This window comes from Oleiphilus sp. HI0079, from assembly GCF_001635105.1.
On record NZ_LWFT01000141.1, the window covers coordinates 1 to 1,039 of the forward strand.

Consider the following 1,039-nt stretch of genomic DNA (forward strand, 5'->3'; position numbering starts at 1 on the left):
TCGATCGCGCTGGCTAATTGAACGGATTCAGAGACCATGTCATCCAGTTTGCTATTTAACTGCAGTCCTTCGATCCCGAAGCGTGATACGGTCCTCGCGGAATCGACCGTTCTGTCAGCGATGACAAGCAGATTCTTATTTTTGTTTTCAGATATGAAAGGGCTTAGCCAAGAAGGGGCGTTGTCTGGTGAAGCTTCTCCATTTGCTAGCTTCGATAACCAATATGTCACTGTCGATTCTTTTAAAAACATTACTTGCGGCACTCACATTATTTTTACTAAAGACTCTAAATATAGTCGGTATAAGGGTGTTAGCCAGTAATGTGGGCCTATCAACTACGTGCTGAATACGAAGGAGGCAGTCCTGCTTTTGCCGTTTTCTTGATGGGTGAGTTTGGCGATTATTTTTAGAGCAAAAAAGTGCGCTTGGTGCTTTGATTTGCTTGGCTGATAGGGTGTACAAAGGTGTTTTCGCCGCTATTATGACTATATAAGACATTATTATTTGCTCAGAGCGAGTATCCGCTGTTCATGGTTGAAGTAGGTTCTATGAGGTTAGTCAGTTCAGATCGTTTGCCCCGAAAGTGTGTAGGGCAATCGGGTTTTACCTTGATTGAGTTAGTATTAGTTATCGTGTTGCTTGGGGTCTTGGCGGCGTTTGCACTGCCTCGGTTTGCAGACTTAACGCAAACATCTCGAGTGTCTACTCTCGAGGGAATAAGGGGCGCTATGCTGTCGACAATCGGCGTGGTTCGCAGTAAAGCATATGTGCAAGGTCTCAGCGTGGCATCCGCAAATCCGCCCAGTCAGGCGTCATATATTGTCGAGACAGAGGCTGGAAGATCAGAGGTGGATTGGCGAAATTTATGTCCGGAAAGCAGGGCTGAGTTAGCAGATGCTTTAGAAATGGCTGATCATATTGATTTTAGAGAAATCGGAGGCCTAAGCCTTGTTGTCAATAATCGCTATACGCGCATCGGTTATGATATTCGGGGCTCTGGCGCGCCGACGGCCAACGGCTGTTATGTGACGTACGATTC

At 46.2% G+C, this 1,039-nt stretch carries 2 protein-coding genes; one reads left to right on the plus strand and one right to left on the minus strand.

Annotated features, from left to right (window positions below; translation table 11 throughout):
- On the minus strand, window positions 1-230 hold a 230-nt coding region (locus A3750_RS26710; protein WP_231871676.1), incomplete at its 3' end, for a hypothetical protein.
- A gap of 318 nt (window positions 231-548) precedes the next feature.
- On the opposite strand from A3750_RS26710, the gene A3750_RS02145 reads away from it, so the two are divergent.
- On the plus strand, window positions 549-1,039 hold a 491-nt coding region (locus A3750_RS02145), incomplete at its 3' end, for a prepilin-type N-terminal cleavage/methylation domain-containing protein (RefSeq protein ID WP_082873168.1).